Here is a 26575-nt window from a genome sequence, read left to right as displayed (position 1 = left end):
TTCCAGACCGGAAACCTGCCCGGCACACTGGTTTCACGGACTGAACATGACCGGGCAAACGTTTGGACATCAGTCCGGATCCCCGCGATGGCCTGGGTGATCTTCCGGTGATTTCCCGGCCATCCCGTCCCGCCAGCGGCTTCACGGGCGCTTTCTGTTCGACGCCCGGGCCCGGACCACGTACACTCTCACCTCGTTGGCCCTCGCGGGCCGCACCCGTCCGGTGCACAGCGAGCACTCGGTCGGATGCGGTACGTTGGGGGACAGACAAAGGGTCGTAGCTCAATTGGTAGAGCACCGGTCTCCAAAACCGGCGGTTGGGGGTTCAAGTCCCTCCGGCCCTGCTACACACTCCGCCAGGATGTGTGCGCAGGTTACGTACAGCAATGCACCGCCGTGCGGCTCAGACCGGGCGCGGCACGGCCACGACCCGGGATCAGGTGAGGACTATGACGGACGCCGTGGGCTCCATCGACACGCCTGATGCCCAGGATGAAGCGCCCGAGTCCAAGAAGAAGACGCGCAAGGGCGGCAAGCGCGCCAAGAAGGGCCCGCTGAAGCGGCTCGCGCTCTTCTACCGGCAGATCGTCGCGGAACTCCGCAAGGTCGTCTGGCCGTCACGCGGCCAGCTGACGACGTACACGACCGTCGTGATCGTCTTCGTCGTCATCATGATCGGCTTGGTCACCGTGATTGACTATGGGCTCGACCACGCAGCCAAGTACGTCTTCGGCTGAGCCAAGAGCGAAGGGCGCCGTCACTGGCGCCCCTTTCGCGTGTTCCACCCGTATGTATCCAGGAAGAAGCAGCCACCGTGTCTGACCCGAACGTGAACGACGCCATCGAGCCGGATGCGTCCGTGGATGACGAGCTCGACATGGTCGAGGGCGCGGACGAGGACCTGGACGATGTCGAGGTCGAGGCTGCCGACGCCGAGGCGGAGGAGCCGGCCGAGGACGTCGCCGTCGAGGTGACCGACGAGGACGAGACCGAGGACGCCGAAGAGGCCGAGGACGCCGAAGAGGCGGAAGAGGCCGAGCCGGAGCCCGAGCTCGACCCGATCGAGGCGCTTCGCCAGGAACTGCGCACCCTGCCCGGCGAGTGGTACGTGATCCACACCTACGCCGGCTACGAGAACCGGGTGAAGACCAACCTGGAGCAGCGTGCCGTCTCGCTGAACGTCGAGGACTACATCTTCCAGGCCGAGGTGCCGCAGGAAGAGGTCGTCCAGATCAAGAACGGCGACCGCAAGACCATCCGTCAGAACAAGCTGCCCGGTTACGTGCTGGTGCGCATGGACCTGACGAACGAGTCCTGGGGCGTCGTCCGCAACACGCCCGGCGTCACCGGCTTCGTGGGCAACGCCTACGACCCGTACCCGCTGACCCTGGACGAGATCGTCAAGATGCTCGCCCCGGAGGCCGAGGAGAAGGCCGCCCGCGAGGCCGCCGAGGCCGAGGGCAAGCCGGCGCCGCAGCGCAAGGTCGAGGTCCAGGTGCTGGACTTCGAGGTCGGCGACTCGGTCACCGTCACCGACGGCCCGTTCGCCACGCTCCAGGCGACCATCAACGAGATCAACCCCGACTCGAAGAAGGTCAAGGGCCTGGTGGAGATCTTCGGCCGCGAGACGCCGGTCGAGCTCTCCTTCGACCAGATCCAGAAGAACTAGCCCCCGAGGCTGGTCCTTCCAGGACACACAGCGTCCGAGCAGGTCAGACGGTTGCCTCGGTAGCCGCCTGACCTGCTCGGTTTTTGGCCGCGCAATCTTACCCGTTATCGTTGTGCGGTATGCCTGCGTCCGGGTTGGTCCCCGTTGCGTGGGCAGGACCCGAATCGAAAGGACCCGGAGAGCCATGCCTCCCAAGAAGAAGAAGGTCACGGGGCTCATCAAGCTCCAGATCCAGGCCGGTGCCGCCAACCCGGCCCCGCCGGTCGGCCCCGCGCTGGGTCAGCACGGCGTGAACATCATGGAGTTCTGCAAGGCCTACAACGCCGCGACCGAGTCGCAGCGCGGTTGGGTCATCCCGGTGGAGATCACGGTCTACGAGGACCGTTCCTTCACCTTCGTCACCAAGACCCCGCCGGCCGCCAAGATGATCCTCAAGGCCGCGGGCGTGGAGAAGGGCTCCGGCGAGCCGCACAAGACCAAGGTCGCCAAGATCACCCAGGCGCAGGTCCGCGAGATCGCCGAGACCAAGATGCCCGACCTCAACGCCAACGACCTGGACGCCGCGTCGAAGATCATCGCCGGCACCGCCCGTTCCATGGGCATCACGGTCGAGGGCTGACCTCCACCCCCGTAAGCCAGCAGTAGTGGCAGGGCCTGCTCGGCCCGGACCACGACTCCTAAGAAGCAACAGGAGCTTTAAGTGAGCAAGCGCAGCAAGTCTCTCCGCGCTGCGGACGCCAAGATCGACCGGGAGAAGCTCTACGCCCCGCTCGAGGCCGTCCGTCTCGCCAAGGAGACCTCCACGACCAAGTTCGACGGCACCGTCGAGGTCGCCTTCCGCCTGGGTGTCGACCCGCGCAAGGCCGACCAGATGGTCCGTGGCACCGTGAACCTGCCGCACGGCACCGGCAAGACCGCCCGGGTCCTGGTCTTCGCGACCGGTGACCGTGCTGCGGCCGCAGAGGCCGCGGGCGCCGACATCGTCGGCTCCGACGAACTGATCGACGAGGTCGCGAAGGGCCGTCTGGACTTCGACGCCGTCGTCGCCACCCCGGACCTCATGGGCAAGGTCGGCCGCCTCGGCCGCGTGCTCGGTCCGCGTGGTCTGATGCCGAACCCGAAGACCGGCACCGTGACCCCCGACGTCGCCAAGGCTGTCACCGACATCAAGGGCGGCAAGATCGAGTTCCGTGTCGACAAGCACGCGAACCTGCACTTCATCATCGGCAAGACGTCGTTCGACGACACCAAGCTGGTGGAGAACTACGGCGCGGCCCTGGAGGAGATCCTCCGTCTGAAGCCGTCCGCCGCCAAGGGTCGCTACATCAAGAAGGCCGCCATCAGCACCACGATGGGCCCCGGCATTCCGGTCGACTCCAACCGCACCCGCAACCTCCTCGTCGAGGAGGACCCGGCCGCGGTCTGAGCCTGAGGCTCACCTCACCGGTTCACGGGCCCCGCACCCCTTCCAGGGTGCGGGGCCCGTCCCTTTTCCCGGCCGGATGTCGGTGCCCTGCGTTAGCGTTCCGGTACGGGACGCGCACAGGGGGACGGATGACGGGGACGGGCGTGCGGGGGGCGCTGCGGCGCGTGGTGCTCATCGTGACCGCGCTGACCGCGCTGGCGGGAGCGGGCGGCTGCGGCACATCGTCCGATGGCGGTGACGGCCGTCCGGGCGCGTCCGCGGCGGCCGGAGCGCCGGCCGGGCTGCGGGAGGCCGCGCGGGCCACCGAGGCGGCCGGGTCGGCGCGGGTCGAGTCGACCACACGGATCGGCTCGACGATCTCCCTGACGGCCGACGGCGTCCTCGGCTGGGCGAACGGGGTCACCGGCACCCTCACCCTCACCTACACCGGCGGCTCGATGGCCGACACCCTGCGCCGCCTCGGCAGCACCTCGATGGAGGCCCGCTACCTCCCCGACGCGTACTACGCGCGGATGGGCGACGCCTTCGCCGCGCAGGCCGGCGGCAGGCACTGGGTGCGCTACGCGTACGACGACCTGGCGGACCTGGCGGGCGGTTCCGGGGCGCGGCTGGGCGACCGGATGCGCGAGTCCACCCCCGACCGGTCCCTGCGGCTCCTGCTCGCCTCCGAGGAGGTGCGCGAGGTCGGCGAGGAGCGGGTGCGCGGACGGCGGACCACGCACTACTCGGGCACCGTCGAGACGCCGGAGGCCGAGGTCACCGGCCAGAGCGTCGACGTCTGGATCGACGACCGGGGCCTGCTGGTGAAGAAGGTCGAGAAGGCCCGGACCACCACCGGCGAGCTGACCCAGACCGCGTTCTACGGCGACTACGGCGCCGAGGTGAGAGCCGCGAGACCCCCGGCCCACGACACCCGGGATGTCACAGACCTGCTGTAAGGGCCCGGAATCCACGGGAGCCGCCAGAGGCCCGTGGGCTAAGCTCGGCGCGCTTGCTTGTAATCGACAATCTGTTCCTTGTGTGTTCCTTGGGGGGAATCGATGGGGCTTTCCATACGTACGCGGGGCGGGGCGACGCTCGTCTGTGTCTCGGCTCTGATCCTGGCCGGCGGGGCCGTGGGCTGCGGCACCGAGAAGAAGGACGGGGCGTCCGGCACCACGCAGGACCCGCAGCAGATGCTGACCGCGGCGTACGAGAAGACCGCCGAGGCGAAGTCCGCCAAGGTCGAGATGACCATGAAGATGCCGGCCGCGATGGACGGCGGCGGCGACGCCACCATGACCGGCGTCATGGGCTGGGACCCGACCGTCATGGACCTCACCATGAAGGGCTCCATGCTCGCCGGTGAGCCGGGCGCCCCGGACCAGGTCCGGATGATCTGGCAGGACAACGTCATGTACATGGACATGGGGGCGGACGCCGCCAAGGACATGGACGGCAAGCGCTGGATGAAGCTGGACCTCGCGGCCGCCGCCGAGGCCTCCGGGGACGCCGAGGCCACCAAGGCGATGACCTCCGGTCTGGAGAACATGAACCAGAACCCGGTGGAACAACTCGCGCTGCTCCTGGAGTCGCCCAACCTCAAGCACGTCGGCAGCGAGAAGGTCGACGGCCAGGAGACCGAGCACTACAAGGGCACGCTCACCGTCAAGGAGATGATGGCGAGCAACGACGGCCTGGACGTCCTCGAGCCCAAGGAGCGCGAGCAGCTCCTGGAGAACATCGAGAAGTCCGGCATCAAGGGCTACGACACCGAGGTCTGGGTCAACGAGGACGACCTGCCGGTCCGTATGGACGTCGGCATCGAGTCCCCCGAGGGTGACATCGACATGAGCATGAAGCTCTCCGACTACGGCACGAAGGCCGAGGTCGAGGTGCCGCCGGCCGGTGAGACCTTCGACCTGTTCGAGATGCTGAAGGACCTGGGCGAGATGTCCGCCGAGGAGAGCGGCTACGACGAGGGCGCCTACGACGACAGCACCCTCGACGACAGCACGCTCGACGAGGAGATGGCCGAGCTGGAGGCCCTGGAGTCCGGCTCCGGCGTCTGAGTCCCACCCCTGTTCAGAGCCCCACACCGTTGGTCCGCCGACCGGATTTGCTTGACAGCGATCCGGTCAGGTACCTTCCTGGAGAAGCCAAAGACCGCTGGTCGTTGCCGTGCACTCGCAAGAGGGCGCGGTGGCCGAAGGATCCGCTGAATAGCGGACGACCCGCGCAGGTGACTGTGGAAGTGCTCCCGGATCGATTCCGCTCGTACGGAATCCGCCCGGTCGAGCTACGCCCCGTGCGCCTGCGCCGGGGCGTTTCGTTTTCCCCAGTCCTCCTTCGGGTCCGCGCGGTCCGAATCACCCGGAAGGAGGCCGAGGCTCTATGGCGAGGCCCGACAAGGCTGCCGCGGTTGCCGAGCTGACGGACAAGTTCCGCAGCTCCAACGCCGCCGTGCTGACCGAGTACCGCGGTCTCACCGTGGCGCAGCTCAAGACGCTGCGTCGTTCGCTCGGTGAGAACGCCCAGTACGCCGTGGTGAAGAACACGCTGACCAAGATTGCGGCCAACGAGGCCGGGATCACGCTGGACGACCAGCTCTTCGCTGGTCCGACGGCCGTCGCCTTCGTCACCGGTGACCCGGTGGAGTCGGCGAAGGGTCTGCGCGACTTCGCCAAGGACAACCCGAATCTCGTCATCAAGGGCGGTGTCCTTGACGGCAAGGCGCTGTCCGCCGACGAGATCAAGAAGCTTGCGGACCTCGAGTCCCGCGAGGTTCTGCTCTCCAAGCTGGCCGGTGCCATGAAGGGCAAGCAGTCGCAGGCTGCCTCTGTCTTCCAGGCGCTGCCCTCGAAGCTCGTCCGCACCGTGGACGCGCTCCGTGCCAAGCAGGACGAGCAGGGCGGTGCCGAGTAATTCGGCTCGCTTTCTGATCCTCGCCGCCTGAGCGCGGCAGGGGTCACAGCGGGCCCGACGTACGCCCGCCTCACCCAGTACATCCGGCACCTGCCGAATTAGTGGAAGGACCGCCATCATGGCGAAGCTCAGCCAGGAAGACCTGCTCGCTCAGTTCGAGGAGATGACCCTCATCGAGCTCTCCGAGTTCGTGAAGGCCTTCGAGGAGAAGTTCGACGTCACCGCCGCCGCTGCCGCCCCGGTCGTCGTCGCCGGTGCCGCCGGTGCCGGTGCGGGCGCCGAGGCCGTCGAGGAGAAGGACGAGTTCGACGTCGTCCTCACCGGCGCCGGCGACAAGAAGATCCAGGTCATCAAGGTCGTGCGCGAGCTCACCTCCCTGGGCCTCAAGGAGGCCAAGGACCTGGTCGACGGCACCCCGAAGGCCGTCCTGGAGAAGGTCAACAAGGAGGCCGCGGACAAGGCCAAGGAGGCCCTCGAGGGCGCCGGCGCCTCCGTCGAGGTCAAGTAAGACCTCGCGGTTCGTACCGCACTCCCGCGCGCTGTACACGGCCTCCTGAGGGGGCTGTAACGCGAACGCACCGAAGAGCGATCATCCATCCGGGTGGTCGCTCTTCGGCGTTGTCCGGGGGTGGCCACGGTTGCCTTGCGCCCGACGTGGCGGCGGGTAAGGTGATCTTCGTCGTGTCTCCGGAGGACCTGGTTCCGGCCAGGGGGGCCTTGACGAACCGCACGCAGCGCGCAATTCTCAGGACGCGTCGTCACAACGGTCCGAATCCGAGGCATGGATCGACGACGAAGAGGGCAGTATCAACGTGCGTTGAGGGCAGGCATGGCGCAGGCGTTGAGAACACATGGGTCTCCGAAAAGCGGGACTGGACATCAGTGTGCCGAGTGGCTACACTGACCCTTTGCGCTGCCTGTTAGCTTCCCCTGCCCGTCACCAGGGGTCTGCCCTCACCTGAGCATCGGCGACCGAATCATCCCTGACCTGGGGATTTGGGTCTCTGCGCCTGGGGGAGGGGCCGGTACGCGCGTAGTGAGTCCGAGCCCTCGGAAGGACCCCCTCTTGGCCGCCTCGCGCAACGCCTCGACCGCGAATACGAACAACGCTGCCAGCACCGCCCCGCTGCGCATCTCTTTTGCAAAGATCAAGGAGCCTCTCGAGGTTCCGAACCTGCTCGCGCTGCAGACCGAGAGCTTCGACTGGCTGCTCGGCAACACCGCCTGGCAGAGTCGGGTCGAGGAGGCTCTCGAGAACGGTCAGGACGTCCCCACCAAGTCCGGGCTCGAGGAGATCTTCGAGGAGATCTCCCCGATCGAGGACTTCAGCGGGTCGATGTCGCTGACCTTCCGCGACCACCGCTTCGAGCCGCCGAAGAACTCGATCGACGAGTGCAAGGAGCGCGACTTCACGTACGCCGCCCCGCTCTTCGTCACGGCCGAGTTCACCAACAACGAGACCGGCGAGATCAAGTCCCAGACGGTCTTCATGGGCGACTTCCCGCTCATGACCAACAAGGGCACCTTCGTCATCAACGGCACCGAGCGTGTCGTGGTGTCCCAGCTGGTCCGTTCGCCGGGTGTCTACTTCGACTCCAGCATCGACAAGACGTCCGACAAGGACATCTTCTCCGCCAAGATCATCCCGTCCCGGGGTGCCTGGCTGGAGATGGAGATCGACAAGCGCGACATGGTCGGTGTGCGCATCGACCGCAAGCGCAAGCAGTCCGTGACCGTCCTCCTGAAGGCGCTCGGCTGGACCACCGAGCAGATCCTCGAGGAGTTCGGCGAGTACGAGTCCATGCGCGCCACCCTGGAGAAGGACCACACCCAGGGCCAGGACGACGCGCTGCTCGACATCTACCGCAAGCTGCGTCCGGGCGAGCCCCCCACGCGTGAGGCCGCGCAGACGCTGCTCGAGAACCTCTACTTCAACCCCAAGCGCTACGACCTGGCCAAGGTCGGCCGCTACAAGGTCAACAAGAAGCTGGGTGCGGACGCTCCGCTCGACGCGGGCATCCTGACCGTCGAGGACGTCATCGCGACGATCAAGTACCTGGTGAAGCTGCACGCCGGCGAGACCGAGACGGTCGGCGACAGCGGCGAGACGGTCGTCGTCGAGACGGACGACATCGACCACTTCGGCAACCGTCGCCTGCGCAGCGTCGGCGAGCTCATCCAGAACCAGGTCCGCACCGGTCTGGCTCGTATGGAGCGCGTCGTGCGTGAGCGCATGACGACCCAGGACGTCGAGGCGATCACGCCGCAGACGCTGATCAACATCCGGCCGGTCGTCGCCTCCATCAAGGAGTTCTTCGGCACCAGCCAGCTGTCGCAGTTCATGGACCAGAACAACCCGCTGTCCGGGCTGACGCACAAGCGTCGTCTGTCCGCGCTCGGCCCGGGTGGTCTGTCCCGTGAGCGGGCCGGCTTCGAGGTCCGTGACGTGCACCCCTCGCACTACGGCCGTATGTGCCCGATCGAGACGCCCGAAGGCCCGAACATCGGTCTGATCGGCTCGCTCGCCTCCTACGGTCGCGTCAACGCGTTCGGTTTCGTCGAGACCCCGTACCGCAAGGTCGTCGACGGCCAGGTCACCGACGAGGTCGACTACCTGACCGCCGACGAGGAGGACCGCTTCGTCATCGCGCAGGCCAACGCCGGCCTGAACGAGGACATGCGCTTCTCCGAGAACCGCGTGCTGGTCCGCCGTCGTGGCGGCGAGGTCGACTACGTCGCCGGTGACGACGTGGACTACATGGACGTCTCGCCGCGCCAGATGGTGTCGGTCGCGACCGCCATGATCCCGTTCCTCGAGCACGACGACGCCAACCGTGCCCTCATGGGCGCGAACATGATGCGTCAGGCCGTGCCGCTGATTAAGTCCGAGTCCCCGCTCGTCGGCACCGGCATGGAGTACCGCTCCGCCGTCGACGCCGGCGACGTGGTCAAGGCCGAGAAGGACGGTGTGGTCCAGGAGGTCTCCGCGGACTACATCACCACCGCCAACGACGACGGCACGTACATCACGTACCGCCTGGCCAAGTTCTCCCGGTCCAACCAGGGCACCTCGGTCAACCAGAAGGTCATCGTCAACGAGGGCGACCGCATCATCACGGGCCAGGTGCTCGCCGACGGTCCGGCCACCCAGAACGGCGAGATGGCGCTCGGCAAGAACCTGCTCGTGGCGTTCATGCCGTGGGAGGGTCACAACTACGAGGACGCGATCATCCTGTCGCAGCGCCTCGTGCAGGACGACGTCCTCTCCTCGATCCACATCGAGGAGCACGAGGTCGACGCCCGTGACACCAAGCTCGGCCCCGAGGAGATCACCCGGGACATCCCGAACGTCTCCGAGGAGGTCCTCGCCGACCTCGACGAGCGCGGCATCATCCGCATCGGTGCCGAGGTCATCGCCGGCGACATCCTCGTCGGCAAGGTGACCCCGAAGGGTGAGACCGAGCTGACGCCGGAGGAGCGCCTGCTGCGCGCGATCTTCGGTGAGAAGGCCCGTGAGGTCCGTGACACCTCGCTGAAGGTGCCGCACGGCGAGACCGGCAAGGTCATCGGCGTCCGCGTCTTCGACCGCGAGGAGGGCGACGAGCTTCCCCCCGGTGTGAACCAGCTGGTGCGCGTCTACGTCGCGCAGAAGCGCAAGATCACCGACGGTGACAAGCTCGCCGGCCGCCACGGCAACAAGGGCGTCATCTCCAAGATCCTGCCGATCGAGGACATGCCGTTCCTGGAGGACGGCACCCCGGTCGACATCATCCTCAACCCGCTGGGTGTGCCGTCCCGAATGAACCCGGGACAGGTTCTGGAGATCCACCTCGGCTGGCTCGCCAGCCGCGGCTGGGACGTCTCCGGCCTGGCCGACGAGTGGGCGCAGCGCCTCCAGGCGATCGGCGCCGACAGCGTCGCCCCCGGCACCAACGTCGCGACCCCGGTCTTCGACGGTGCGCGTGAGGACGAGCTGGCGGGTCTGCTGCAGCACACCATCCCGAACCGCGACGGCGAGCGCATGGTGCTCCCGACCGGTAAGGCGCGGCTGTTCGACGGCCGTAGCGGTGAGCCGTTCCCGGACCCGATCTCGGTCGGCTACATGTACATCCTGAAGCTGCACCACCTGGTCGACGACAAGCTGCACGCCCGTTCGACCGGTCCGTACTCGATGATCACCCAGCAGCCGCTGGGTGGTAAGGCCCAGTTCGGTGGCCAGCGGTTCGGCGAGATGGAGGTGTGGGCGCTGGAGGCGTACGGCGCCGCCTACGCCCTCCAGGAGCTGCTGACCATCAAGTCCGACGACGTCACCGGCCGCGTGAAGGTCTACGAGGCCATCGTCAAGGGCGAGAACATCCCTGAGCCCGGCATCCCCGAGTCCTTCAAGGTGCTCATCAAGGAGATGCAGTCCCTGTGCCTCAACGTGGAGGTGCTGTCCTCGGACGGCATGTCCATCGAGATGCGCGACACCGACGAGGACGTCTTCCGCGCAGCGGAGGAGCTCGGTATCGACCTGTCCCGGCGCGAGCCGAGCAGCGTCGAAGAGGTCTGACGGGAGTCCGGTACGGGGACTCGGTGCAGTCCGCTGAGTCCCCGGCCGGCCCCAGGACCCCCGTTTCAGACCCCAAGACTTACAACCCTGAGAGGGATTGACGCATAGTGCTCGACGTCAACTTCTTCGATGAGCTCCGGATCGGTCTGGCCACCGCTGACGACATCCGTCAGTGGAGCCACGGCGAGGTCAAGAAGCCCGAGACCATCAACTACCGCACCCTCAAGCCCGAGAAGGACGGACTCTTCTGCGAGAAGATCTTCGGTCCGACCCGGGACTGGGAGTGCTACTGCGGCAAGTACAAGCGTGTCCGCTTCAAGGGCATCATCTGTGAGCGGTGTGGCGTCGAGGTCACCCGCGCCAAGGTGCGCCGTGAGCGGATGGGCCACATCGAGCTCGCCGCCCCCGTCACGCACATCTGGTACTTCAAGGGCGTTCCGTCGCGGCTGGGCTACCTGCTCGACCTCGCCCCGAAGGACCTGGAGAAGGTCATCTACTTCGCGGCGTACATGATCACGTACGTCGACGAGGAGCGCCGCACCCGCGACCTGCCCTCGCTGGAGGCGCACGTCTCCGTCGAGCGCCAGCAGATCGAGCAGCGCCGCGACGCCGACCTGGAGGCTCGCGCCAAGAAGCTCGAGACCGACCTGGCCGAGCTGGAGGCCGAGGGCGCCAAGGCCGATGTGCGCCGCAAGGTGCGCGAGGGCGCCGAGCGTGAGATGAAGCAGCTGCGCGACCGCGCGCAGCGCGAGATCGACCGCCTCGACGAGGTGTGGAACCGGTTCAAGAACCTCAAGGTCCAGGACCTGGAGGGCGACGAGCTGCTCTACCGCGAGCTGCGCGACCGCTTCGGCACGTACTTCGACGGCTCGATGGGTGCCGCGGCGCTGCAGAAGCGCCTGGAGTCCTTCGACCTCGACGAGGAGGCCGAGCGCCTCCGCGAGATCATCCGCACCGGCAAGGGCCAGAAGAAGACCCGTGCGCTCAAGCGCCTCAAGGTCGTCTCCGCGTTCCTGCAGACCAGCAACAGCCCCAAGGGCATGGTGCTGGACTGCGTGCCGGTCATCCCGCCGGACCTTCGCCCGATGGTGCAGCTGGACGGTGGCCGCTTCGCGACCTCCGACCTGAACGACCTGTACCGCCGTGTGATCAACCGGAACAACCGACTGAAGCGCCTTCTCGACCTCGGTGCGCCCGAGATCATCGTGAACAACGAGAAGCGCATGCTCCAGGAGGCCGTCGACGCGCTGTTCGACAACGGCCGCCGCGGTCGTCCGGTCACCGGTCCCGGCAACCGCCCGCTGAAGTCCCTCAGCGACATGCTGAAGGGCAAGCAGGGTCGATTCCGTCAGAACCTGCTCGGCAAGCGTGTGGACTACTCCGCGCGTTCCGTGATCGTCGTCGGTCCGCAGCTGAAGCTGCACCAGTGCGGTCTGCCGAAGGCGATGGCGCTGGAGCTCTTCAAGCCGTTCGTGATGAAGCGCCTGGTCGACCTGAACCACGCGCAGAACATCAAGAGCGCCAAGCGGATGGTCGAGCGCGGCCGCACCGTGGTGTACGACGTCCTCGAAGAGGTCATCGCCGAGCACCCGGTGCTGCTGAACCGTGCGCCCACCCTGCACCGCCTCGGCATCCAGGCCTTCGAGCCGCAGCTGGTCGAGGGCAAGGCCATCCAGATCCACCCGCTCGTCTGCACCGCGTTCAACGCGGACTTCGACGGTGACCAGATGGCCGTGCACCTGCCGCTGTCCGCGGAGGCGCAGGCCGAGGCCCGCATCCTGATGCTGTCCTCGAACAACATCCTCAAGCCCGCCGACGGCCGTCCGGTGACGATGCCGACCCAGGACATGGTGCTGGGTCTGTACTTCCTCACCACGGACGCCGAGGGCCGCGACATCAAGGGCGCCGACCGTCCGTTCTCCTCGGTCGCCGAGGCGATCATGGCGTTCGACGCCGGCGAGCTGTCGCTGCAGGCGCCGGTCGACATCCGCTTCCCGGTGGGCACCATCCCGCCGCGTGGCTGGGAGCCGCCGGTCCGTGAGGAGGGCGAGCCGGAGTGGCAGCAGGGTGACAGCTTCACGCTGAAGACCACGCTGGGCCGTGCGCTCTTCAACGAGCTGCTGCCCGAGGACTACCCGTTCGTCGACTACGAGGTCGGCAAGAAGCAGCTCTCCCAGATCGTCAACGACCTGGCCGAGCGCTACCCGAAGGTCATCGTGGCGGCGACGCTCGACAACCTGAAGGCCTCCGGCTTCTACTGGGCGACCCGTTCCGGTGTCACCGTGGCCATCTCCGACGTCGTCGTTCCCGAGGCGAAGAAGGAGATCGTCCGCGGCTACGAGGCGCAGGACGAGAAGGTCCAGAAGCAGTACGAGCGCGGTCTGATCACCAAGGACGAGCGCACCCAGGAGCTCATCGCGATCTGGACCAAGGCGACCAACGAGGTCGCCGAGGCGATGAACGACAACTTCCCGAAGATCAACCCGATCTTCATGATGGTGAACTCGGGCGCCCGAGGAAACATGATGCAGATGCGCCAGATCGCGGGTATGCGCGGTCTGGTGTCGAACGCCAAGAACGAGACCATCCCGCGGCCCATCAAGGCGTCGTTCCGTGAGGGTCTGTCCGTGCTGGAGTACTTCATCTCCACGCACGGTGCCCGTAAGGGTCTGGCGGACACCGCTCTGCGTACCGCCGACTCGGGTTACCTCACCCGTCGTCTGGTCGACGTCTCGCAGGACGTCATCATCCGCGAGGAGGACTGCGGCACCGACCGTGGTCTGCGTCTGCAGATCGCCGACCGCGGCGCCGACGGTTCGCTGCTCAAGGCGGAGGACGTCGAGACGTCCGTGTACGCGCGCTGCCTCGCCGAGGACATCGTCGTGGACGGCAAGGTGCTGGCCCCGGCCGGCACCGACCTGGGCGACGTGCTCATCGACGAGCTGATCCGGCACGGTGTCGCGGAGGTCAAGACCCGCTCGGTCCTGACCTGTGAGTCCGCGGTCGGCACCTGCGCCATGTGCTACGGCCGTTCGCTGGCCACCGGCAAGCTGGTCGACATCGGTGAGGCGGTCGGCATCATCGCCGCCCAGTCCATCGGTGAGCCCGGTACCCAGCTGACGATGCGTACCTTCCACACCGGTGGTGTGGCCGGTGACGACATCACCCAGGGTCTGCCGCGTGTCGTCGAGCTCTTCGAGGCCCGTACCCCGAAGGGTGTCGCCCCGATCTCCGAGGCCTCCGGCCGGGTGCGGATCGAGGAGACCGAGAAGACCAAGAAGATCGTCGTCACCCCGGACGACGGCAGCGACGAGATGGCCTACCCCATCTCCAAGCGTGCCCGTCTGATGGTCAGCGAGGGCGAGCACGTCGAGGTGGGCCAGAAGCTCACCGTGGGTGCCACCAACCCGCACGACGTGCTGCGCATCCTGGGTCAGCGTGCCGTCCAGGTCCACCTGGTCGGCGAGGTCCAGAAGGTCTACAACTCGCAGGGCGTGTCGATCCACGACAAGCACATCGAGATCATCATCCGGCAGATGCTCCGCCGTGTGACGATCATCGAGTCCGGCGACGCCGAGCTGCTGCCCGGCGAGCTGGTCGAGCGCTCCCGCTTCGAGCAGGAGAACCGTCGTGTGGTCCAGGAGGGCGGTCACCCGGCCTCCGGTCGTCCGCAGCTCATGGGTATCACCAAGGCCTCGCTGGCGACCGAGTCCTGGCTGTCGGCGGCGTCCTTCCAGGAGACGACCAGGGTCCTGACGGACGCGGCGATCAACGCCAAGTCCGACTCCCTGATCGGCCTCAAGGAGAACGTCATCATCGGTAAGCTCATCCCGGCCGGTACGGGTCTGTCCCGCTACCGCAACATCCGGGTCGAGCCGACCGAGGAGGCCAAGGCCGCGATGTACTCGGCCGTCGGTTACGACGACATCGACTACTCGCCGTTCGGCACCGGTTCGGGTCAGGCCGTGCCGCTGGAGGACTACGACTACGGTCCGTACAACCAGTAAGCGAGCGGCTGCGCGGCAGCTGTGACGGAAGGCGGTCGCCCCTGTGGGGTGGCCGCCTTCCGGCGCTCTCAGCGCCCCCGTGACGCCGTCGGATGCGGCAGGGGTCACCACCGGGCCGGTGACGGACCGCGAAGAGCGCAGGAGGCCTGTGGGCGGCCATGACGGCCCCGTCCGCGATCGGAGGGGCGTCGTCGTCGGCCCGGTTCGCCCCGAATGTGTGCCGGATGCGTGCCGGCGGAGGGGTGGCGCCCATTTGTTTTGACCGGAGTCGGTGCGGTAGGTACGCTCAGACCTTGTGCCTGGGGTGTGCCCTGGCTCTTGTGCGTGCCTTCGACCGCATCGGGGCCCGAGACCGGCCACCGTGATCCGAGCTTGTTTCTGCCTCGCGGCGGGAGTCCGCAGGATCCGACACACCCGACCGCGTGGGTCGGCGACGTTCCAGGTTAGCTGTACCCATCGGCACACAGAAACCGGAGAAGTAGTGCCTACGATCCAGCAGCTGGTCCGTAAGGGCCGGCAGGACAAGGTCGAGAAGAACAAGACGCCCGCACTCGAGGGTTCCCCTCAGCGTCGTGGCGTCTGCACGCGTGTGTTCACGACCACCCCGAAGAAGCCGAACTCGGCCCTGCGTAAGGTCGCGCGTGTGCGTCTGACCAGCGGGATCGAGGTCACCGCTTACATTCCGGGTGAGGGACACAACCTGCAGGAGCACTCCATCGTGCTCGTGCGCGGCGGCCGTGTGAAGGACCTGCCGGGTGTTCGCTACAAGATCATCCGTGGTTCGCTCGACACCCAGGGTGTCAAGAACCGCAAGCAGGCCCGCAGCCGCTACGGCGCCAAGAAGGAGAAGTAAGAATGCCTCGTAAGGGCCCCGCCCCGAAGCGCCCGGTCATCATCGACCCGGTCTACGGTTCTCCTCTGGTGACCTCCCTGATCAACAAGGTGCTGCTGAACGGCAAGCGCTCCACCGCCGAGCGCATCGTGTACGGCGCCATGGAGGGCCTGCGCGACAAGACCGGCAACGACCCGGTCATCACGCTGAAGCGCGCTCTTGAGAACATCAAGCCGACCCTCGAGGTCAAGTCCCGCCGTGTCGGTGGCGCCACCTACCAGGTCCCGGTCGAGGTCAAGCCCGGCCGTGCCAACACCCTGGCGCTGCGCTGGCTGGTCGGTTACTCCCGCGCCCGTCGCGAGAAGACCATGACCGAGCGTCTGCTCAACGAGCTCCTCGACGCCTCCAACGGCCTCGGTGCCGCTGTGAAGAAGCGTGAGGACACGCACAAGATGGCCGAGTCCAACAAGGCCTTCGCGCACTACCGCTGGTAGTCGCAGTCCACATCGAGACCGAGAGAAGACTGAAGCCTTATGGCTACCACTTCGCTTGACCTGGCCAAGGTGCGCAACATCGGCATCATGGCCCACATCGACGCGGGCAAGACGACCACCACCGAGCGGATCCTGTTCTACACCGGCGTCTCCTACAAGATCGGTGAGGTCCACGACGGCGCTGCCACCATGGACTGGATGGAGCAGGAGCAGGAGCGTGGCATCACGATCACCTCTGCTGCCACCACCTGTCACTGGCCGCTGGAAGACGTCGACCACACCATCAACATCATCGACACGCCGGGCCACGTCGACTTCACCGTCGAGGTGGAGCGTTCGCTGCGCGTGCTCGACGGTGCCGTGACGGTGTTCGACGGCGTTGCCGGCGTTGAGCCGCAGTCCGAGACCGTGTGGCGTCAGGCGGACCGCTACGGCGTTCCGCGTATCTGCTTCGTCAACAAGCTCGACCGCACCGGTGCCGAGTTCCACCGCTGTGTCGACATGATCAGCGACCGCCTGGGCGCGCAGCCGATCGTCATGCAGCTCCCGATCGGCGCCGAGGCCGACTTCAAGGGTGTCGTCGACCTCGTCACCATGAAGGCCTTCGTGTGGTCCGCCGAGGCCACCAAGGGCGAGATGTACGACATCGTCGACATCCCGGACACGCACACCGAGGCTGCCGAGGAGTACCGCGGCAAGCTCATCGAGGCCGTGGCCGAGAACGACGAAGAGATCATGGAGCTGTACCTGGAGGGCGAGGAGCCTTCCGCGGAGCAGCTGTACGCCGCGATCCGTCGTATCACCATCGCGTCCGGCAAGTCCTCGGACACCACGGTCACCCCGGTGTTCTGCGGTACCGCGTTCAAGAACAAGGGTGTTCAGCCCCTGCTCGACGCGGTCGTGCGCTACCTCCCCTCCCCGCTGGACGTCGAGGCCATCGAGGGCCACGCCGTCAACAACGCGGAGGAGGTCGTCAAGCGCAAGCCGTCCGACGACGAGCCGCTGGCCGCCCTCGCGTTCAAGATCATGAGCGACCCGCACCTCGGCAAGCTCACCTTCGTCCGGGTCTACTCGGGCCGCCTGGAGTCCGGCACCGCCGTGCTGAACTCCGTCAAGGGCAAGAAGGAGCGCATCGGCAAGATCTACCGCATGCACGCGAACAAGCGTGAGGAGATCGACTCGGTGGGCGCCGGCGACATCGTCGCCGTGATGGGCCTGAAGCAGACCACCACCGGTGAGACGCTGTGCGACGACAAGGCCCCGGTGATCCTGGAGTCCATGGACTTCCCGGCGCCGGTCATCCAGGTCGCCATCGAGCCCAAGTCCAAGGGTGACCAGGAGAAGCTGGGCGTCGCGATCCAGCGCCTGGCCGAGGAGGACCCGTCCTTCCAGGTTCACTCGGACGAGGAGACCGGCCAGACCATCATCGGTGGTATGGGCGAGCTGCACCTCGAGGTGCTGGTCGACCGTATGCGCCGTGAGTTCAAGGTCGAGGCGAACGTCGGCAAGCCGCAGGTCGCCTACCGTGAGACCATCCGCAAGGCGGTCGAGCGGGTCGACTACACGCACAAGAAGCAGACCGGTGGTACCGGCCAGTTCGCCAAGGTGCAGATCGCGATCGAGCCGATCGAGGGCGGCGACGCCTCGTACGAGTTCGTGAACAAGGTGACCGGTGGTCGTATCCCGAAGGAGTACATCCCTTCGGTCGACGCCGGTGCGCAGGAGGCCATGCAGTTCGGCATCCTCGCCGGTTACGAGATGACCGGTGTGCGCGTGACCCTGCTCGACGGTGCCTACCACGAGGTGGACTCCTCCGAGCTCGCGTTCAAGATCGCCGGTTCGCAGGCCTTCAAGGAGGCCGCGCGCAAGGCTTCGCCCGTGCTCCTGGAGCCGATGATGGCCGTCGAGGTCACCACGCCCGAGGACTACATGGGTGAGGTCATCGGCGACATCAACTCCCGCCGTGGCCAGATCCAGGCCATGGAGGAGCGGGCCGGTGCCCGCGTCGTGAAGGGCCTCGTGCCCCTGTCGGAGATGTTCGGCTACGTCGGCGACCTCCGCAGCAAGACGTCGGGTCGCGCGAGCTACTCGATGCAGTTCGACTCCTACGCCGAGGTTCCGCGGAACGTCGCCGAGGAGATCATCGCGAAGGCCAAGGGCGAGTAACGCACCGCGTTCTCACGCCTTAGGCTTGACTCCGGAGCCTCACGGGGCATTCAGCCGCAATCCTGGATGAATGCCCCGGGTTCCGGGACTTAACAGCAAAGATCACCTGGCGCCGATGAAGTAAGGCGTACCAGAACCACTCCCAGGAGGACCCCAGTGGCGAAGGCGAAGTTCGAGCGGACTAAGCCGCACGTCAACATCGGCACCATCGGTCACATCGACCACGGTAAGACGACCCTCACGGCCGCCATTACCAAGGTGCTGCACGACGCGTACCCGGACCTGAACGAGGCCACCCCGTTCGACAACATCGACAAGGCGCCGGAAGAGCGTCAGCGTGGTATCACCATCTCCATCGCGCACGTCGAGTACCAGACCGAGGCGCGTCACTACGCCCACGTCGACTGCCCGGGTCACGCGGACTACATCAAGAACATGATCACGGGTGCGGCGCAGATGGACGGCGCCATCCTCGTGGTCGCCGCCACCGACGGCCCGATGCCGCAGACCAAGGAGCACGTGCTCCTGGCCCGCCAGGTCGGCGTTCCGTACATCGTCGTCGCCCTGAACAAGGCCGACATGGTGGACGACGAGGAGATCCTGGAGCTCGTCGAGCTCGAGGTTCGTGAGCTCCTCTCCGAGTACGAGTTCCCGGGCGACGACGTTCCGGTCGTCAAGGTCTCCGCTCTGAAGGCCCTCGAGGGCGAGAAGGAGTGGGTGGACTCCGTCCTCAACCTGATGAACGCCGTCGACGAGTCGATCCCGCAGCCGGAGCGCGACGTCGACAAGCCGTTCCTCATGCCGATCGAGGACGTCTTCACGATCACCGGTCGCGGTACGGTCGTCACCGGCCGTATCGAGCGTGGTGTCCTGAAGGTCAACGAGACCGTCGACATCATCGGCATCAAGACCGAGAAGACCACCACCACGGTCACCGGTATCGAGATGTTCCGCAAGCTGCTCGACGAGGGCCAGGCCGGTGAGAACGTCGGTCTGCTCCTCCGCGGCATCAAGCGCGAGGACGTCGAGCGCGGCCAGGTCATCATCAAGCCGGGCTCGGTCACCCCGCACACCGAGTTCGAGGCCCAGGCCTACATCCTGTCGAAGGACGAGGGTGGTCGTCACACCCCGTTCTTCAACAACTACCGCCCGCAGTTCTACTTCCGTACCACGGACGTGACCGGCGTCGTGACCCTCCCCGAGGGCACCGAGATGGTCATGCCGGGCGACAACACCGAGATGACGGTCGAGCTGATCCAGCCGGTCGCCATGGAGGAGGGCCTGAAGTTCGCCATCCGTGAGGGTGGCCGGACCGTCGGCGCCGGCCAGGTCACCAAGATCACCAAGTAAGTTCCGCTTGCTTGAGGGTCGCTTGACCTGGTAGCTCCAGCTGCGAGCTCCGAAGGGGCCCGTACGACTTCGGTCGTACGGGCCCCTTTGCCGTGCGCCGGACGGGACGGTACGGCCCGTGGTGTCAGCGCCCGGGTGTACGTGGCCGGACCGGCACGGCCTCGTGTCCCGCGGCCTCGCGCCTCGCGGTGTCCTCGGTCAGTGCCCGGACCAGTCCGTGGTCGGGGGAGAGCCGGCAGGCCGGGTCGGTGCGGGTGGCGTCGCCGGTCAGGGCGTACGCCTGGCAGCGGCAGCCGCCGAAGTCCTCGTCGCGGCGGGAGCAGCTGCGGCAGGGATCGGACATCCAGTCGGTGCCCCGGTAGCGGGTGAACGCGGGGGAGTGGTCCCAGATCCAGGGCAGCGGGTGGTCGCGGACGTTCGGCGGGTCCAGGTCGGGCAGGGCGGCCGCGGCCGGGCACGGCAGGACGGTGCCGTCCGGGGTGACGGTGAGGGACACCGCTCCCCAGCCGCCCATGCACGGCTTGGCGACGCCGTCGAAGTAGTCGGGCACCACCCAGACCAGGTCGGGTCCCGCGGCAGGGGCTCCGTCCCGGGTGCGGGCGGCGAGCCGCCGGCGCCGGCGCTCCACGGTGTCGCGCGCCCGGGCGAGCTGGTCGCGGGTCGGAAGCAGCGCGTCGCGGTTCAGCAGGCCCCAGCCGTAGAACTGGACGTTGGCCAGCTCGATGCGGTCGACGCCCCAGGAGATGCCCAGGGCGATCAGCGCGTCGACGTCGTCGAGGTTCTCGCGGTGCAGCACGACGTTGAGGCCGAGCGGGAGTCCGGCGGAGCGGACGAGCCAGGCGGCCCGTTCCTTCTCCGCGAAGGAGCCGGGGCGCTTGGCGATGCGGTCGGAGGCGTCCGGCTCGGCGTGCTGGACGGAGAGCTGCACGCTGCGCAGCCCGGCGTCGGTGAGCGCGGCCAGCCGGGCCTGGTCGAGGCCGGCCCCGCTGGTGACCAGCTGGGTGTAGAGGCCGGCGGTCTCGGCGGCGGTGACGATGTGCTCCAGGTCGGGGCGCAGCAGCGGTTCGCCGCCGGAGAGGTGGGTGTGCACCACGCCGAGCTCGCCGGCCTGGCGCATCACCTCCGCCCACTGCGCGGTGCTCAGCTCGCGGGATCGGCGGGTCAGTTCCAGTGGGTTGGAGCAGTAGCCGCAGTGCAGGGGGCAGGCGTGGGTGAGCTCGGCGAGCAGGGCCCAGGGGCGCGCGGGCGTGGGTGCGGGGGCGGGTGCCGGGGTGGTGGGGCTGGTCGTCGGATCGGTGGTGGTCGTGGGACCGGTGGTGGTCGTGGGGCCGGTGGTGGCCGACGGATCTGTGGTGGTCAACGGAGCCAGCCTTCCGCGCGCAGCCGTTCGAGGAACGCCGGGACGTCGGTGGCCACCGGCGCGCCGGGGAAGCGTGCGGTCAGGACGCCGACGATGCCGTCGACGCTGCGGGTGCCGTCGCACAGGTCGACGACGTCCCTGCCGTGCCCGGTCAGCACGCCGACGCGCTCCGGCAGGAGCAGCAGGACGGTGTCGCGCACCGGGTCGTGGCGGCGCAGGGCGCCGGGGGCGAGTACGGGGTACCAGTCGGTGCCGGGCGCCGCCGTCATGAGGGCTCCCCGTGGCGGCCCGCCGCGTCCACGGCGTCCAGCAGCGACCACAGCACATCGCACTTGAAGCGCAGCGCCGCCACCGCCCGCTCCTGGTCGTCCCGGCCGCGGGCCCACGTCAGGACGAGGTCGAGGGCCTCGCGGCTGTCGCGGCGGCCCTGGGAGACCCGGGTGCGGAAGTAGGTGAGTCCGTGGCCGTCGATCCACGGGTAGTGGCGTTTGAAGGCGTCGATCCGGGTGCGCATCAGGTCCGGGGCGGACAGCTCGGTCAGCGAGGCGGCGACGGCCTCGAGCGGCGAGCGCAGCCGGCAGAAGTTGACGTATCCCTCCACCGCGAGCCGCACTCCCGGCAGGACGCCGTCGGCGCTCAGCAGGGTCTCGCGGTCCACGCCGGCCGCCTCGCCGAGCCGCAGCCAGCGCTCGATGCCGCCCTCGCCGTCGGCCGGCCCGTCGTGGTCCTGGATGCGGCGCAGCCACATCCGGCGCAGCGCGGGTGTCTCCAGCTTGGCGGTGATCAGGGCGTCCTTGACGGGGATGTGCCGCTGGTAGTGGAAGCGGTTGGTGATCCACCGGCGCAGCTCGGCCCGGCTCAGTTCCCCGCCGTGCATCCGGACGTTGAAGGGATGGCGGTCGTGGTACCGCTCCTCCCCGACCGCGCGCAGCCGTGCCTCGAACTCGGCGGGGCTCCAGGGCTCCGCGAGCGGGGCGAGTGCCGTGGTCACAGCTCGATCACCATCCCGTCGTACGCCACCTCGACGCCCAGCCGCGCGAGCCGCTTGTGGTGCGGTGCCGCCGGGTCGACGAGGGGGTTGGTGTTGTTGAGGTGCGTGTAGAGGCAGCGGGCCGGGAGGGCGGCCAGCCGTTCGGCCGTGCCGTTCGGTCCCTCGATGGGCAGGTGGCCCATGCCGGTCGCGGTGCGGGTGGAGATGCCGGTGCGGCGGGGTTCGTCGTCGTCCCAGAAGGTGCCGTCGACGATGACGCAGTCGGCCTCCTCGGCCGCCTGCTGGAACCGGTCGGGCCAGGCCGCGAGCGCCGGGGCGTAGAGCACCGAGGCGCCGGACGCGGGGTCGTACAGGCGCAGCGCGACCACCCAGGCGTCGTCGTCCGGGGCGTCGGCGGCGTAGCGCGGGCGTTTGCCCGACACCGGGATGCCGGTGACGCGCAGGCCTCGTCCGGTCGTCTCGGTCTCCGGGTCCAGTGGTTCCGCGCCGCGCCGGGGCAGGTCCCGCCAGGTCACCGAGGTGTACGGCGTGAGGATGTCGCCGAGGCGGAGGCGGTCGAGGAGGGCCTGGCGGACCGGGGCCGTCGCCAGCACCTGGAGGCGGTCCGCCTCGCGCAGCCGGGCGATGCCGAGGGTGTGGTCGAGTTCGGCGTCGGTGAGGACGAGGCCGGCGAGCGGGGTCCGGCGGTGGCCGGGGCCGGGGTGCAGTTCGGGCCGGGCCTCGATCTGGTCGCCGAGATCGGGGGTGGCGTTCACGAGGTACCAGCGGCCCTCGCCGGTGCGCACCGCGAGCGAGGCGTGCCGGCGCCGCCGGTGCGCGTGAGCGCGTGCCCCGGAGCATCCGGGACACGCGCAGTTCCACTGGGGGACACCGCCACCGGCGGCGGTGCCGAGTACCAGCAGCAGCATGGCTCCTGCTCTCCTGCCTGTCGGCTAGCGGGAGTTGAGGGAGTAGGCGGTGACTTCGAGGGCGGTGTCGACGGTGGTGAGGGCGGGGGGCTGCCAGACGGCCGGCTCCGGCTGCTGCTCGGCGGGCTGCGTCTGGTCGTGGGTCTCGTGCATGGTCGTGACTGCCTTTCGTCAGGCGCTACTTGATGATGACGCGCAGAATCCGGTCCTTGCCGAGCCCGCGGTCGCTGGTGCCGAGCCACAGTTCGTCGGCGCCGGGCACCTTGGCGAGGGCGCGCAGTCGGCCGTGGGTGCCGGAGAAGTACGCGGCCTTGGTGCCTACCTGCTCGGTGTCGCCGTCGACCGGGACGCGCCAGAGTCGCTGGCCGCGCAGGGTCGACACGTAGACGACGTTGCGCACGATGGCGATCTGGGAGGGCGTGCCTTCGGCCGGTGCCCACGTCTGCTTCGGGTTGGTCATGCCGGCGACCGTGCAGGCGCCTTCGCAGGTGGGCCAGCCGTAGTTGGCGCCCGCCTTGATCAGGTTGAGTTCGTCGGACCTGCTCTCGCCGATCTCCGCCGACCACAGCCTGCCCGAGCGGTCCCAGGCGAGGCCCTGCGGGTTGCGGTGGCCGTAGCTGTAGACGCGTGTGCCGAACGGGTTGCCGGGAGCGGCAGCCCCGGTCTTGGTGATGCGGAGGATCTTGCCGTTGAGCGAGTTCTTGTCCTGCGCGAGGCTGCGCTGGAGGGCGTCGCCGGTGGCGACGTAAAGGTACCCGTCGGGGCCGAAGGCGATCTTGCCGCCGTTGTGGTCCCCGCCGCGGGCGATGCCGCCGAGCACCTTGGTGTACCCGCTGAGCGTGCTGCCGTCGTAGCTCATCCTGGCGACGCGGGTCTCGGTGGCCGCGGTGTGGACGAAGAAGACGCGCTTGTCCGTCGTGCCGTTCCAGGTCGGAGAGGGGGCGACGCCCAGGAGTCCGCCGGTGCCGACACCGGGGGTGGAGGTGCCGGCGACCGTGTCCGGCACGGTGCCGACCAGCGTCTTGGAGCCGTCGCGGTCCAGGCGGAAGATCCGGTAGGTGTGGCGCTCGGTCACCAGCGCCGAGCGGCCGTCGGGCAGGAAGGAGATGGTCCAGGGCCGGGTCCACGCGTCGGAGAGCACGGTCGCCCCGGACGGCTGCCCGCCGTCCGCCGCGTCCGGCGCCGCCGTCGCCGGCTGGGTGAGACCGACGGCCAGGAGGGCTGCTGCCGCCGTGAGTGCGGCCAGGCCCCTGCGGGCCGGACGCCGTACCGGGCGAGCCGGGTGTGTCATGTCGACTCCTCAGGTCGGACGTGACAGGGGCCCGGGATCTCCCGGGCCCCCGTCCGCCGGCGACAGGCCGTCAGGCCGTGCCGCCCGCGCGGCTCAGGTGTTGTTCCCGTCCGGGATCAGGCAGAAGTCGATGTGGCTCAGGCCGTAGAACGTGCCGTTGTTCGGGTTGATCGGCGCGTGCAGGTTCTCGTCCGCCTGGATGCCGGTGGGGCGGTAGTCGTAGACGTTGGCGTTCGGGCCGCCCTTGACGATGACACCGATGGCGGCGAAGTCGTCGTCGATCACGAAGTCGAACGTGTTGTTGTCGTCGACGTTGGTGATCGTCACGGGGCCCGAGACGTCACCCTCCTGCGGGTCCTCGATACGGATCGGCGTGCCCTCGCAGTCGAAGGTGCCCCAGACCTCGGGGTCCAGCGACGCGAAGGTCGGGTTGCCCGGGACCTCCACCGGCTGCACGCCGGCGTCGCTGGGCGGGCCCGGCTGGGCGGCGGCGGGGCCGGCGGCGAGGCCGAGGGCGACGGCGGCGGTCAGGCCGACGCCGGCGAACCGGGCGCCGAACTTCGACGCGGCCTTGGCACGGGTAGCTACTCGCATGACGAGTACTCCTCCTTGAAGTCTTGGATGGCCCCCGCGGACTCTCGCGCCTTTTCCATCGGCGATTCGAGTAGGGAACAGCTGTCCGCCACCGGGCACCCCGATCATTTGCACAATCCGACCGGCGCCACGCTTCGAGGGCCCGTCCGCTACGCCGTTGGAGGCCGGAGAGCACCGGAAAGGACGAGTGCAGATCTCGTACGGCGGGGTATCCGACAAGGCTGCCCTCGTCCCGGTGGGCCGGTCCCCCGGCGCCCTCGGGGCGTTCTGCCGCCCGGGCGGACCCCGGCCGACAGCCCGCCGGGTAAGTAGGACATGCATGCAAAAAGGTTGATATAACCGTCACATGGGGCGTCTGAGCTGCCCCAACCCTCCGATGCAGCCCGCCCTACGTCCTCGTCGGGGTCCGGGGGTCACAGGGAGAGCCATGCGGCAGTTCAGCAGCGCGGCGACGGGGCAGGCGGTCCCCCTCACGCCGCACCGGACCACCTCGCGCAAGAGCCCGAGAGCCGAGCGGTACGTGCCGCTCGCCGTCTGTGCCGACTCCGCCGCCGTGGCGCTGCCGACGGCGCTGACATTCCTCGCGGCCGCGGAGCCTCACCCCGTCCAGCAGGCGCTGGCCATCACCGTCGTCTGGGTGCTCATCGGCCTCACCAACAAGCGGTACGCGCCCTGGACTTGGGACGAGGGCGCGCCGGTCGGGCCGGTCGTGCGGGACTGGCTGATGCTGCTCGGCGCGCTGGCGGTGCTGAGCGCGGTGACCGGGGCCGGCGGCGCACCCGCCGCGCTCCCGGTCGCGCTGTGTCCTTCGCTGCTGGTCACCGTCGTCTGCCGGAAGGCGATCCACCGCCGCCTGATGGCCGTACGGCGGCGCGCCCGCGGACTCCGGCGCGTCCTCGTCGTCGGGGAGCCGGAGGCGGTGGACGCCGTGGTGGGGCAGCTCGCGGAGCGGACCGACCACGGGTATGTGGCGGTCGGAGCCTGCGTGGTGGGGGAGGGCGGGGTGCTGTCCGGGGTGCCGGTGTCCGCCCGGCTCACGGCCGACCGGCCGGCCGGCATCGACGAGGACGCCGCACCGGTGGCGGACGCGGCCGAGGCGCTCGGCGCCGACCTGGTCTTCGCCGCCACCGGCCGGCAACTGGCCGGTGACCGGCTGCGGCGGCTGTCCTGGGCCCTGCACGACCGGGGCCATCCGCTGATGATCCTGCCGGGCCTCACCGAGGTGGCCCGGCGCCGGGTCCGGCTGACGTCGGCGGCCGGACTCACCCTGCTGCACGTCTCCCCGCCGACCCGGCGCGGTCTTCCGATACTGCTGAAGGCCCTCACGGACCGGGTGGGCGCCTTCCTCCTGCTCGCCGCGCTCGCCCCGCTGTTCGCACTCCTCGCGCTGGCCGTGCGGACGAGTTCCTCGGGCCCGGTCCTCTACCGCCAGACCCGGATCGGCCGTGACGGCACGCCGTTCCCGATGTGGAAGTTCCGGACCATGGTCGTCGACGCCGACCTGCTCAAGCGCGACCTGGCGGCCGTCAACGAACACGACGGACCCATGTTCAAGCTGCGCCGCGACCCCCGGGTGACCTCGCTCGGCCGGTTCCTGCGCCGCTACTCGCTCGACGAGCTTCCTCAGCTGGTCAATGTCCTGCTCGGGCACATGTCGCTGGTCGGCCCCCGGCCGCCGCTGCCCGAGGAGGTCGCCCGCTACGACCCGGTGGAGCTGCGCCGGCTGAGCGTCAAACCCGGTCTCACCGGGCTGTGGCAGGTCAGCGGCCGCTCCGACCTGTCCTGGCACGAGACCGTCTCACTGGACCTGCGGTACGTGGACAACTGGTCCCTGACCTGGGACATGACCGTCATGGCCCGCACCGTCCGGGCCGTGCTGGACGGACGCGGCGCCTACTGAGCCCCGGTCGGGCGAGCCGGCCCGCGGGGCTCTTCCAAGCGGTCGAGCAGGCCGCCGACACGCGGTGATGTGCTGGCCCGGGCCCCGTGCTCCGTAGCAACGTGCCCCACAGCGACGTACGAAAATGCGCA

The 26575-nt window shown here is 68.4% G+C and carries 22 protein-coding genes and 1 tRNA gene; 16 read left to right on the top strand and 7 right to left on the bottom strand.

Annotation, left to right across the window (positions count from 1 at the left end; genetic code table 11):
* Positions 1–271 precede the first annotated feature (271 nt).
* The 15 genes from ABT232_RS08685 to tuf all read left to right on the top strand — a co-directional run bounded on the left by ABT232_RS08685 (position 272) and on the right by tuf (position 19400).
* A tRNA-Trp gene (locus ABT232_RS08685) sits at positions 272–344 on the top strand.
* Between the two features lie 105 nt (positions 345–449).
* Positions 450–737: a preprotein translocase subunit SecE gene (secE, locus tag ABT232_RS08680; RefSeq protein WP_351837779.1), complete on the top strand. Its 288-nt coding sequence runs from the start codon at positions 450–452 to the stop codon at positions 735–737.
* Positions 738–814: 77 nt separating this feature from the next.
* Positions 815–1669, top strand: a complete 855-nt coding sequence (nusG, locus tag ABT232_RS08675; RefSeq protein ID WP_351837776.1) for a transcription termination/antitermination protein NusG — start codon at positions 815–817, stop codon at positions 1667–1669.
* Between the two features lie 184 nt (positions 1670–1853).
* The gene (gene rplK, locus ABT232_RS08670) at positions 1854–2288 is read left to right on the top strand and encodes a 50S ribosomal protein L11 (RefSeq protein ID WP_250070948.1); all 435 of its coding nucleotides are present in this window, start codon (positions 1854–1856) and stop codon (positions 2286–2288) included.
* A gap of 81 nt (positions 2289–2369) precedes the next feature.
* Positions 2370–3095, top strand: coding sequence for a 50S ribosomal protein L1 (rplA, locus tag ABT232_RS08665; protein ID WP_351837772.1), 726 nt, complete (start codon positions 2370–2372; stop codon positions 3093–3095).
* Positions 3096–3223: 128 nt separating this feature from the next.
* Positions 3224–4033 carry an SCO4651 family lipoprotein gene (locus tag ABT232_RS08660; RefSeq protein WP_351837769.1) on the top strand — a complete coding sequence of 270 codons (810 nt, stop codon included), beginning with the start codon at positions 3224–3226 and terminating at the stop codon, positions 4031–4033.
* 102 nt (positions 4034–4135) lie between these two features.
* Positions 4136–5146: an SCO4651 family lipoprotein gene (locus ABT232_RS08655; protein WP_351837766.1), complete on the top strand. Its 1011-nt coding sequence runs from the start codon at positions 4136–4138 to the stop codon at positions 5144–5146.
* Between the two features lie 322 nt (positions 5147–5468).
* Positions 5469–5999, top strand: a complete 531-nt coding sequence (rplJ, locus tag ABT232_RS08650) for a 50S ribosomal protein L10 (protein ID WP_142193707.1) — start codon at positions 5469–5471, stop codon at positions 5997–5999.
* A 118-nt stretch (positions 6000–6117) separates the two neighbouring features.
* Positions 6118–6507 (top strand): 50S ribosomal protein L7/L12, encoded by a 390-nt coding sequence (gene rplL, locus ABT232_RS08645; RefSeq protein ID WP_351837762.1) that lies wholly within the window; start codon positions 6118–6120, stop codon positions 6505–6507.
* Positions 6508–7065: 558 nt separating this feature from the next.
* On the top strand, positions 7066–10551 hold the full coding sequence (gene rpoB / locus ABT232_RS08640; protein ID WP_351837759.1) for a DNA-directed RNA polymerase subunit beta: 3486 nt from the start codon (positions 7066–7068) through the stop codon (positions 10549–10551).
* A gap of 107 nt (positions 10552–10658) precedes the next feature.
* Positions 10659–14558 carry a DNA-directed RNA polymerase subunit beta' gene (locus ABT232_RS08635; protein ID WP_351837756.1) on the top strand — a complete coding sequence of 1300 codons (3900 nt, stop codon included), beginning with the start codon at positions 10659–10661 and terminating at the stop codon, positions 14556–14558.
* A 481-nt stretch (positions 14559–15039) separates the two neighbouring features.
* Complete coding sequence (gene rpsL / locus ABT232_RS08630) at positions 15040–15411, top strand: 30S ribosomal protein S12 (protein WP_003948652.1); 372 nt, start codon at positions 15040–15042, stop codon at positions 15409–15411.
* Positions 15412–15413: 2 nt separating this feature from the next.
* Positions 15414–15884, top strand: a complete 471-nt coding sequence (gene rpsG, locus ABT232_RS08625) for a 30S ribosomal protein S7 (RefSeq protein WP_009330725.1) — start codon at positions 15414–15416, stop codon at positions 15882–15884.
* A 39-nt stretch (positions 15885–15923) separates the two neighbouring features.
* Positions 15924–18050, top strand: a complete 2127-nt coding sequence (fusA, locus tag ABT232_RS08620; protein WP_351837753.1) for an elongation factor G — start codon at positions 15924–15926, stop codon at positions 18048–18050.
* A 156-nt stretch (positions 18051–18206) separates the two neighbouring features.
* Positions 18207–19400, top strand: coding sequence for an elongation factor Tu (tuf, locus tag ABT232_RS08615; protein ID WP_351837750.1), 1194 nt, complete (start codon positions 18207–18209; stop codon positions 19398–19400).
* A 124-nt stretch (positions 19401–19524) separates the two neighbouring features.
* On the opposite strand, the gene pqqE is transcribed toward tuf, so the two are convergent.
* The 7 genes from pqqE to ABT232_RS08580 form a co-directional block, all read right to left on the bottom strand.
* A complete protein-coding gene (gene pqqE, locus ABT232_RS08610; protein ID WP_351837748.1) occupies positions 19525–20760 on the bottom strand; it encodes a pyrroloquinoline quinone biosynthesis protein PqqE in 1236 nt (411 codons plus the stop codon).
* The gene (gene pqqD / locus ABT232_RS08605) at positions 20757–21029 is read right to left on the bottom strand and encodes a pyrroloquinoline quinone biosynthesis peptide chaperone PqqD (protein ID WP_351837745.1); all 273 of its coding nucleotides are present in this window, start codon (positions 21027–21029) and stop codon (positions 20757–20759) included. The genes pqqE and pqqD overlap by 4 nt, the downstream gene beginning before the upstream one ends.
* The gene (pqqC, locus tag ABT232_RS08600; RefSeq protein ID WP_351837742.1) at positions 21026–21751 is read right to left on the bottom strand and encodes a pyrroloquinoline-quinone synthase PqqC; all 726 of its coding nucleotides are present in this window, start codon (positions 21749–21751) and stop codon (positions 21026–21028) included. Before pqqC ends, pqqD begins: the two co-directional genes overlap by 4 nt.
* The gene (pqqB, locus tag ABT232_RS08595) at positions 21748–22659 is read right to left on the bottom strand and encodes a pyrroloquinoline quinone biosynthesis protein PqqB (protein WP_351837739.1); all 912 of its coding nucleotides are present in this window, start codon (positions 22657–22659) and stop codon (positions 21748–21750) included. Before pqqB ends, pqqC begins: the two co-directional genes overlap by 4 nt.
* A gap of 24 nt (positions 22660–22683) precedes the next feature.
* Complete coding sequence (locus tag ABT232_RS08590; RefSeq protein ID WP_351837736.1) at positions 22684–22812, bottom strand: pyrroloquinoline quinone precursor peptide PqqA; 129 nt, start codon at positions 22810–22812, stop codon at positions 22684–22686.
* A 25-nt stretch (positions 22813–22837) separates the two neighbouring features.
* On the bottom strand, positions 22838–23950 hold the full coding sequence (locus tag ABT232_RS08585; protein ID WP_351837733.1) for a PQQ-dependent sugar dehydrogenase: 1113 nt from the start codon (positions 23948–23950) through the stop codon (positions 22838–22840).
* A gap of 93 nt (positions 23951–24043) precedes the next feature.
* Positions 24044–24544 carry a hypothetical protein gene (locus ABT232_RS08580; RefSeq protein WP_351837730.1) on the bottom strand — a complete coding sequence of 167 codons (501 nt, stop codon included), beginning with the start codon at positions 24542–24544 and terminating at the stop codon, positions 24044–24046.
* 427 nt (positions 24545–24971) lie between these two features.
* Between ABT232_RS08580 and ABT232_RS08575 the strand changes: the two genes are divergently transcribed.
* The gene (locus tag ABT232_RS08575; RefSeq protein ID WP_351837727.1) at positions 24972–26444 is read left to right on the top strand and encodes an exopolysaccharide biosynthesis polyprenyl glycosylphosphotransferase; all 1473 of its coding nucleotides are present in this window, start codon (positions 24972–24974) and stop codon (positions 26442–26444) included.
* Positions 26445–26575: the final 131 nt, after the last annotated feature.

It is taken from the genome of Streptomyces sp. NPDC001532 (assembly GCF_040298625.1).
Classification (GTDB): Bacteria; Actinomycetota; Actinomycetes; order Streptomycetales; family Streptomycetaceae; genus Streptomyces.
The sequence above is the reverse complement of the archived record's forward strand: the minus strand, read 5'-3'. Positions and strand labels throughout refer to the sequence as shown.

Bases quoted from the DNA above. Each gene is read 5' to 3' on its own strand.
- secE (WP_351837779.1), top strand. From the start codon at position 450: ATGACGGACGCCGTGGGCTCCATCGACACGCCTGATGCCCAGGATGAA.
- rplK (WP_250070948.1), top strand. From the start codon at position 1,854: ATGCCTCCCAAGAAGAAGAAGGTCACGGGGCTCATCAAGCTCCAGATC.
- ABT232_RS08660 (WP_351837769.1), top strand. From the start codon at position 3,224: ATGACGGGGACGGGCGTGCGGGGGGCGCTGCGGCGCGTGGTGCTCATC.
- ABT232_RS08655 (WP_351837766.1), top strand. From the start codon at position 4,136: ATGGGGCTTTCCATACGTACGCGGGGCGGGGCGACGCTCGTCTGTGTC.
- rplJ (WP_142193707.1), top strand. From the start codon at position 5,469: ATGGCGAGGCCCGACAAGGCTGCCGCGGTTGCCGAGCTGACGGACAAG.
- rplL (WP_351837762.1), top strand. From the start codon at position 6,118: ATGGCGAAGCTCAGCCAGGAAGACCTGCTCGCTCAGTTCGAGGAGATG.
- rpsG (WP_009330725.1), top strand. From the start codon at position 15,414: ATGCCTCGTAAGGGCCCCGCCCCGAAGCGCCCGGTCATCATCGACCCG.
- fusA (WP_351837753.1), top strand. From the start codon at position 15,924: ATGGCTACCACTTCGCTTGACCTGGCCAAGGTGCGCAACATCGGCATC.
- pqqD (WP_351837745.1), bottom strand. From the start codon at position 21,029: ATGACGGCGGCGCCCGGCACCGACTGGTACCCCGTACTCGCCCCCGGC.
- pqqB (WP_351837739.1), bottom strand. From the start codon at position 22,659: ATGCTGCTGCTGGTACTCGGCACCGCCGCCGGTGGCGGTGTCCCCCAG.
- ABT232_RS08590 (WP_351837736.1), bottom strand. From the start codon at position 22,812: ATGCACGAGACCCACGACCAGACGCAGCCCGCCGAGCAGCAGCCGGAG.
- ABT232_RS08585 (WP_351837733.1), bottom strand. From the start codon at position 23,950: ATGACACACCCGGCTCGCCCGGTACGGCGTCCGGCCCGCAGGGGCCTG.
- ABT232_RS08580 (WP_351837730.1), bottom strand. From the start codon at position 24,544: ATGCGAGTAGCTACCCGTGCCAAGGCCGCGTCGAAGTTCGGCGCCCGG.
- ABT232_RS08575 (WP_351837727.1), top strand. From the start codon at position 24,972: ATGCGGCAGTTCAGCAGCGCGGCGACGGGGCAGGCGGTCCCCCTCACG.